We start from the raw sequence: 7,290 nt of genomic DNA, 5'->3' as shown, positions 1-7,290 counted from the left end.
GACCTCGCCATGCCCAACGTCCGACGGCAGCCCCGCGACCCCCGGCACATGGATCACCCCAGATCAGCCGACGCCAACCGAAACAGCGAGGCTAGTCCTGTTGGGCCTGGAGGGCGGCCAGGAGTTCGATGCTGTTCACGCGACCGCCTGGAGGGTGTCGCGCCAGGTGGGGGTGGGCGTGGTGAGGCGGCGGGCGATGTTCGCGGTGGAGGCCCAGTAGACGCGTGAGGCGGAGTTGTCGGGCCGGTGGTCGTACTCGCGCGCCAGACGCCGGTGCAGCATCAACGTGCCGTTGGTCTGCTCGACCACCCACCGCTTGGGCTGCGGGACGAAGCCTTTGCCCTGGTCGGCGGGGTTGCGGCGGACGACCTCGACGGTGATGTCCAGCAGCGCGCCGTGGATGATGACCTCGTCCTTGAACCCCTGGTCCACCAGGGCTTTCTCCAGGCGCATCCCGCACCGCTCGGCCGCCTGGTCGAGCAGGGCCGTGCCGGCGGCGTTGTCGTGGGCGGAGGCGGCCAGGACGACAACGCCGATGATCGTCCCCAGGACGTCGACGGCCAGTCCCCGCTTACGGCCCGGCGTCTTCTTGTTCGCGTCCAGTCCCGTCGTGGTCTTCGGGACGCCCGCGGCCGCGCGCACGGACTGGGTGTCGATGACCACCAGGGACGGGTCCTCTAATCGGCGGGCCTTCTCCCGCACCTGGCAGCGCAGGAGTTCCTGGATCCGCTGGTCGAGCCCGTCCTGACGCCACAGTGTGAAGTAGTAGAACACCGCCGACCAGGCCGGCAGATCATGGGGCAAGTAGCGCCACTGGCAGCCCGTCCGGTTCTGGTAGAAGATCGCGTTCACGACCTCCCGGAGATCACAGGTCCCGGGGTCTCCGGTCGCCGACCGGCTCACCCGGCGCTGCTTCCAGGCGTTGATCATCGGCTCGATCAACGCCCACTGCTCGTCCGATAAGTCGCTCGGATACGGTCTTCGCTCCATGCCCCGCATCCCAGCATGAACATGCCGAACAGGCTGGCCTGATGGCGGTCCGTGCCACGAACGAGCGATCACGAACCAAGAGAGAAGGGACTTAACGCCCTCTTAGAGGGCGTTTGCGTAGGCCTGTTCCGAAAAGCGGCCTTCATTGCTGACCTGATTTGTGGTGGTCCAAGCTGTATGCGACCTTCGCCTCTTCTCGCCACTCGGGGCCCGCCATCCGTGTCGCTCGCATCTACCGATGGAAGTCCGTCTGGTTTGAAAATGCGACAGAACCTCCTGATGATCAGCGGAACGACACCTTCCGGCCCTCGCGTTCCAACGCTACGGCGTGAGCCAGCGGAAGCCGTACCCCAGCGACCTGTCCGACGCCCGATGGGCCTTGATCGAGCCGAAGTTGACGGCATGGCGGAAAGCCAGGCTCGACCGCAGACCCACCGGCCAGCCGGCCAAAGTCGACCTCCGCGATGTGTTCAACGCGATTCTCTACGTGAACCGCACCGGAATCCCCTGGAAGTACCTCCCGCACGACTTCCCGAACCACGGCACCGTCTACGCCTATTACGCCGCCTGGCGCGACGAGGGAATCTTCGCCCTGCTCAACTACGACCTGACCGGACTGGCTCGCGTGAAGGAGGGGCGCAAGCCCGAACCCACGGCCTCCGTCATCGACACCCAGAGTGTGAAGACCTCCACCAATGTGCCCGTGACCAGCCAGGGAACCGACGCCGCGAAGAAGATCGTCGGCCGGAAACGAGGCATCCTCACCGACACGCTCGGGCTCCTCCTCGCCGTGACCGTCACCGCCGCGAGCCTCTCCGAAAACGCCCTGGGAATACGCCTCCTCGACCAGGCCAAGAAGACCTACCCGACCAATAGCCAAGAGCTGGGTCGACACCGGCTTCAAGAAGACCGTAGTCGAGCACGGAGCACAGCTCGGAATCGACGTCGAAGTCGTCGACAGAAACCCCGGAGTTCGCGGTTTCCGCGTCGTGAAAAGACGCTGGGTGGTGGAGCGGAGTATCGGTTGGATCATGATGCACCGCCGACTCGCCCGCGACTACGAGACCCTCGCCGCCAGCTCCGAAGCCATGATCCACATCGCCTCGATCGACAACCTCGCTAAGCGCATAACGGACGAGACCACACCAACCTGGCGAGGGACCTACTAGGTCATAAGCAGCAATCCGACCACGCTAAACGCCCTCTTAGATCTGAGTAAAACTTGAGGTGTACATGTTCACTCCCGCCACACGATGGCGGATGTGACGAGATAACGACGCTCGCGACCCGCCAGCTGCCCGCGTTCTTCTCCCACGCCTACCGCGCTTGGGCCGCTGCGATGTGCCGGGTTCGTGTCAGTGGAGTGGTCGGCAGTCGCTGGCAGCTCCTTTCCGTCGTCCTTTCGCTGGTCACGGTGGAGGCGAGTGACTGTCCGCTAGGGAACCGCAGGTCACCACACCACAGTGGCCGTGGTCGGCAGGCCGACATCCCCCTCTGCACACCCCCGCGCTCGCCCCGAAAGAGAAGAAGGACAGGTGGCAGGGGACGGCGGGCGGAACGGCGGGCATGCCGCCGGGGGATCGGGGCGTGCCTGGCGTCCCTTGCGCGTCGGCGGCCGCCTCCGTGCAGCGCCGGGTGCCCGTCGAATGAGGCTGGCACCTGCCCTGTTGCACAGGAGGCTCAGGTGCAGACCCCTTGGCGCTGATCAGCGGGCGGGCGGATTGTGGCCGTTCGCGTCACGCTCTTCCCCGAAAGGGGGCCCTTGCATGTCATTCACCTGGCGTTACGTCGTGCGCCCCGACGGCTCCTTCTGCCGCGTCGGCAACCTCGACGGCTGCCTCGACAACGTCAGCGACGAAGAACTCGGTCCACCCCGAGCGGGGCGAAGACGAACAGCCGGCCCCGCCCTGCTCCCGCTGCGGCGCCGAGCTCCTGCTGCACTGGCACGGCCCGCTGATGACCGGCGTCTGGATGGAACTCTGCCCGGCCCTGCGACGCCCGCCTCCCGTACGTGGCCGTCCGTCTGACCCGCCTGCCAGCCAACGCCGCGTCGGGGGACACGTCTGCGGCGCTCATCTGACCCGTGGCCCCGGTTGGACGAGGCCGGTCTGGTACGCGATGGCGACGAGCTGGGCGCGGTCGCGGGCGTTCAGCTTGGTCATGGCGCGGTGGATGTGCGTGCGGATGGTCAGCACGCTGAGGGTCAGTTCCTTGGCGATCTCCTCGTTGGACTTGCCCATGGCCGCCAGGGTGGTGACCTGCCGTTCCCGCGGAGTGAGCTCCGGACCCGGACGCCCGCCCGGTTCGAAGAACCGCCACCGCACACCCCGCCACGATGTCGGCAAGACTGTCAGACGCGACCTCACCCTCGAGTAGCACCAGAACCGCGCAGGCTGAAGATCAAGCTTCATCCAGCGGGTCGGGCCATTCACTGGCGGGCAACAGGTCGCGGAGCTTTGCCGTTCTGTTGCGGCCCAGGACCACTTCGGTGTCGAGGTTCGCCGGGTCGATCTGGCGCATGAACTCCCGGCACCGGCCGCACGGCGGGAGGACGTGCAAGACACCCTCATCGTTGCGCCATACGGCGACCACCTTCGCGATCCGGTACTCGCGGGCGGTGACCATGGCGGCGATGGCCGCGTGCTCCGCGCAGAACCCGGTGCCCGAACCGGTGTCGATACACACGCCCGAGTACAGGTTGCCAGCATCGGTGACCAGTGTGGACCCCACGTCGCCGAACAGCCGGTCACCCACTCTGCGCGGATTCAGCACGGCCTGAGCGGCAGAGATCAGGTCATCGTTCGACGTAGTGAGCACTTGGCGGAAGGTACCGGCCCGGCTACCCCAAGGCCACTGGATTCCCGCGACAATCCGAGGGCCTGACTCCGGCGGCACCTCCCACTGGGCCCTCAAAGACTCGCTCCCACAGCTGTGATCTCGGTTTCGGGGCAGTGGGGTGAGTGACAGGGGGTCTGGGTGTGTTGTTGCTGGTGGGTGGCGGTTTAGGGGTGTAGGGCCGCTGTCTTGGATGTGAGAGATTCGTGGGGTATCGCTGTCCCGGGGTGTTATCGCGTGAGCTGGCGCGACGACGGCACCGACCAGACCATCCACGACCTGCTGCGCTGGCAGGTGCGGGAGAAGGAGCGCCGGAAGGCGGACCCGAGCTGGTGGTGCTCGACGCCCAGAGCGTGCACGCCGCGGCCAGGGGTGCCCGCGCAGTCGACGGGGTGTGATACGGCAAAAAAGTACCGGGCCGCAAGCGCCGCCTGGACGTTGACGTCCTGGGGCTGTTGATGGCGGTGGTCGTGGTGGCCGCGCGAAGCCTCGCAGCGCTGAACCGGCCTCCGAGAGGCGGGCGATGCCGCCGGCCGCCGGTAACCGTCCTCACCTGCAAGGTTGTCGGGCGACGGACGAGGCCGACGCGATTTCGGTATGCCGCGGCTCCCGCGGTGACGCGCAGGCTCGCCAACGGCTGAGCACAATGGAACGCATGCTCCCTCATGCGGAGAAAGGTGCACGCCGTCACCACCGCGCGGTCACGGGAGGGTCAGGAACAAGCCGAACTCCGCGCACCACAGGAAGCTTTGACGCGAAGGAACACAGCAGCCCCGAACTGCGATGACACGGCCGCCACTCGGAGGCAGGGCTGAATCAACCCGCCCACACAACTGACCTGTTGCTTCCGGCGTCCCGTTTCCTGATGCGAAGACCGGGCCCTATCGTGCTTCACCGTTCGGCCGGGGCCCTGCGGTGCTCGTCGCAAGGGACCGGCCGACAGACAACGGGAGGATCATGTACACCGTACGGAAACGTGCCGGGATGGCCACGGCCGCTCTGGCGACCGCACTGGGCACGGCTCTGGCGATACCCACGCAGGCGCAGGCTGCCACCGCCGGGGCGGACAACAGCGGGACCGTCGAGTTCTCCGTCTTCGACACCGGAGCTGGTATCCCACGGGACACGTCATTCCAGCTGAAGGACCTCACCGACTACGGCATCTCTCAGCAGACCACGGAGAAGCTGGCCGCCGGCGAGAACGTGGGCGAAAAGGCGTCCAATGCGGCGGCGGCCGCTCCGGCGGGCAGTTACGACGTCGTGGCCGAGTGGAAGGACAGAGACGGCGGGGACGCCGCTATGCGTCAGGGCTGGTGGAACGGAGCGAACAGCGGCTTCGGCCTGGCCAAGATCGACCAGAAGCACAACCTCAGCCTCGCCGCCGTCAAGGCGACCACCATGTACCCGCGCCCCGGTCCGACCGGCAAGGAACAGATCGGCCCCTCGACGTACAACTGGCGCACCGATGTGCTCCATGTGGAGTGCAGCGGCTGGTGGATCTTCCGCACCTGCAGGGTCACCGGCATCCAGTCGGTGCTCGCGGGAGTCGACTACCGCAAGCTGGATGACGGCAAGGCCTTCGGCGCCGTGACCGCCTTCTGCGAGGGTGTGCCCGGTCGTTGCCCCGACTGGGTACGGAACTCCATCAACATCTGACGGACGGGCCCCGTCCGCGTACGGTCGCTGGTGGGCACGTCTCCGAGAGGCCTGCCCACCGGCGAGCCCAAGGGGGATGATCGATGAACGCTCGGCCGACCCGTCCAGCGGAGCGGTGGCCCGCGGCCGAATGGTGGGCGCCACTGGTCGTCGACCTCGCGGCGATCCAACGGGGGAGCGCTTCCCTGGGCCTGGTCGTTCGCCGGATCTCGCTGACAGAGGCAACCCCGTCCGTGGAGGTGGGCTGGCCGGACCGGACCGCCACGACTCTGCGTCCCCAGCCGGAGGCGGGTATGACGGCTCTCCTGGAATCGCTGAGCGCGGCCGGGCCGACGGCACCCCCTCCCTCCGACCACGAGGTCGTTCACTGGGCCCCGGGCATCGACGCTCCTCCGTTGCTCAAGTACGCCTGGCTGCTCGACGAGCTGGGCAGCGCCAGCGACGCCTGGTACGCGTACGTACCCGTCCCTGCCGAGCTCCTGGAGATCCGTACGGACGGAATGAACACGGTCGACATCGGCGTCGGCCGACCGGACCGCCGTGACGCCGTGCGGGTGCGTGTGTCCCTGGCCGAGTACGGAGAGCCCGCGGGCATCGGGTACGCCGTCGTGGAACGCGCCGTCGCGGCGAAGAGTCAAGGGCAGGGCCAAGGAACGCTTCGGCAGGAGCCGATCGGTGGTCTCCCGACCGGGCTGGTGCTCCTGCACGAGGGCTGACAGCGCCTGCGTTTACAGGTCCGCCCGGACCTACAGCACGAGGTGTGAAGCTGGGAACCTCAGTCCGCTGGGCAGGTGGCCAGCGGTTCTCCGGTGGCGGCGTCCGGCGGTGTGTCGACAGAGACGGTCGTGTGCCAGGTGTAGCACGCTCGGTGGGTGAAGTGACGGGGATGACGTCGCCCGACAACGTCGGCAGTGTGCCGCCGGTCTCCAGGTGGAGCCGGGTGAGGTGGAAGGCGCGCTGCCATTCCACGGGCCAGGTGGGGCACCAGGCGGGGTCGATTGCCGAGTACCAACTCGGCCATGTGCCGGATGAGCCCGCCGAGGAGTGAACCGGCATCGTCATCGACATCACCGACGCCCACGGGGGACGCTTCTACCAGGAAGTCACCCGCGAGGAGGTCGAGACCGCCGTGGCACGCGCCCGCGCCGAGGCCGCACGCGCCGCGCAAGCAGCGGCACACACGCGGTCACCCGGATCTTTCACCGGCTTGAACATCACCAGACCGTGGAACCAGGTGCCTCCCAAACCCGTAAACAACTGCCTTCACGTTCTCACGAACATAACCACGCACGGCGGCCGCGCTCTGCTTGTTGGCCACTCGCTCCCGGCTCAGCAGCTCAGCCGTGCGCCCGAAGCCCACCAGCCCGCTCTGCACGTCCGTTTCGCCAGCGATCCGGGCTCGGGCGGCACCGCCTGCGAAGGCGAGCACGGTCAGCAGGAACGTCCGGCCGCGCTCGGCCGGACCCTCCCACAGCAGACGGCTGGCGGCCGCACTCTGCAGTTCCACCATCGCCACCGTTATCCCGTCAGCCTGCACCCCAGGGCCCCGATCTCGGCCTGCTGCTCCTGTCGGTTGCGGGCGCGGCTGGTCAACCACGATGTCAGGACGGTGATGACCGCCCCGGAAACGAGCGAGCTGTTCATCAGCTCGATCAACTTGTCCATCCCGCAGGCTGGCCGGGCACCGAGCCCGGCGCCCGGCTCGTTGCGCACCTGACGGACGATCCGTACGCGCGTGTTGCCCTCGATGAACTGAATATGGGCAGAACAGTCAACTTGCCGCGCGTATTCTCCGTAGATCATGCAGAC

Annotated in this window: 8 protein-coding genes and 2 pseudogenes; 5 read left to right on the top strand and 5 right to left on the bottom strand. The window is 67.2% G+C overall.

The genetic code is table 11. The features are described from left to right. Positions 1-135 precede the first annotated feature (135 nt). Positions 136-990, bottom strand: coding sequence for an IS5 family transposase (locus ACWEK3_RS38240; protein ID WP_450547546.1), 855 nt, complete (start codon positions 988-990; stop codon positions 136-138). A gap of 328 nt (positions 991-1,318) precedes the next feature. On the opposite strand from ACWEK3_RS38240, the pseudogene ACWEK3_RS38235 reads away from it, so the two are divergent. Together ACWEK3_RS38235 and ACWEK3_RS38230 are read left to right on the top strand one after the other, a co-directional pair. After that, positions 1,319-1,885: pseudogene (locus tag ACWEK3_RS38235) on the top strand (IS5 family transposase); the annotation flags it as partial. Then, complete coding sequence (locus ACWEK3_RS38230; protein WP_450547547.1) at positions 1,863-2,159, top strand: transposase; 297 nt, start codon at positions 1,863-1,865, stop codon at positions 2,157-2,159. The pseudogene ACWEK3_RS38235 and the gene ACWEK3_RS38230, both read left to right, overlap by 23 nt. Positions 2,160-3,062: 903 nt before the next feature. On the opposite strand, the pseudogene ACWEK3_RS38225 reads toward ACWEK3_RS38230, so the two are convergent. Further along, positions 3,063-3,272, bottom strand: a pseudogene (locus tag ACWEK3_RS38225) (response regulator transcription factor); the annotation flags it as partial. Between the two features lie 118 nt (positions 3,273-3,390). Beyond that, on the bottom strand, positions 3,391-3,807 hold the full coding sequence (locus tag ACWEK3_RS38220) for a cytidine deaminase family protein (protein ID WP_450547545.1): 417 nt from the start codon (positions 3,805-3,807) through the stop codon (positions 3,391-3,393). A 255-nt stretch (positions 3,808-4,062) separates the two neighbouring features. Between ACWEK3_RS38220 and ACWEK3_RS38215 the strand changes: the two genes are divergently transcribed. From ACWEK3_RS38215 to ACWEK3_RS38205, 3 genes are all read left to right on the top strand, one after another. Further along, positions 4,063-4,284, top strand: a complete 222-nt coding sequence (locus ACWEK3_RS38215; protein ID WP_453251828.1) for a hypothetical protein — start codon at positions 4,063-4,065, stop codon at positions 4,282-4,284. Positions 4,285-4,809: 525 nt separating this feature from the next. Beyond that, a complete protein-coding gene (locus ACWEK3_RS38210) occupies positions 4,810-5,481 on the top strand; it encodes a hypothetical protein (RefSeq protein ID WP_390878982.1) in 672 nt (223 codons plus the stop codon). An 83-nt stretch (positions 5,482-5,564) separates the two neighbouring features. Continuing rightward, complete coding sequence (locus tag ACWEK3_RS38205; protein WP_390878981.1) at positions 5,565-6,197, top strand: hypothetical protein; 633 nt, start codon at positions 5,565-5,567, stop codon at positions 6,195-6,197. 470 nt (positions 6,198-6,667) lie between these two features. Here the strand turns inward: ACWEK3_RS38205 and ACWEK3_RS38200 are convergent, their stop codons facing one another. Both ACWEK3_RS38200 and ACWEK3_RS38195 read right to left on the bottom strand, forming a co-directional pair. Then, a complete protein-coding gene (locus ACWEK3_RS38200) occupies positions 6,668-6,991 on the bottom strand; it encodes a hypothetical protein (RefSeq protein ID WP_450547544.1) in 324 nt (107 codons plus the stop codon). Between the two features lie 8 nt (positions 6,992-6,999). Beyond that, complete coding sequence (locus tag ACWEK3_RS38195) at positions 7,000-7,284, bottom strand: hypothetical protein (protein WP_450547543.1); 285 nt, start codon at positions 7,282-7,284, stop codon at positions 7,000-7,002. Positions 7,285-7,290 lie beyond the last annotated feature (6 nt).

Source organism: Streptomyces sp. NPDC004721 (genome assembly GCF_053601495.1).
This window is presented reverse-complemented; position numbering and strand designations above follow the sequence as displayed.

What these genes read in the sequence shown, in the direction of transcription:
- ACWEK3_RS38240 (WP_450547546.1), bottom strand. Translation starts at nt 990, where the DNA reads ATGGAGCGAAGACCGTATCCGAGCGACTTATCGGACGAGCAGTGGGCG.
- ACWEK3_RS38210 (WP_390878982.1), top strand. Translation starts at nt 4,810, where the DNA reads ATGGCCACGGCCGCTCTGGCGACCGCACTGGGCACGGCTCTGGCGATA.
- ACWEK3_RS38205 (WP_390878981.1), top strand. Translation starts at nt 5,565, where the DNA reads ATGAACGCTCGGCCGACCCGTCCAGCGGAGCGGTGGCCCGCGGCCGAA.
- ACWEK3_RS38200 (WP_450547544.1), bottom strand. Translation starts at nt 6,991, where the DNA reads ATGGTGGAACTGCAGAGTGCGGCCGCCAGCCGTCTGCTGTGGGAGGGT.
- ACWEK3_RS38195 (WP_450547543.1), bottom strand. Translation starts at nt 7,284, where the DNA reads ATGATCTACGGAGAATACGCGCGGCAAGTTGACTGTTCTGCCCATATT.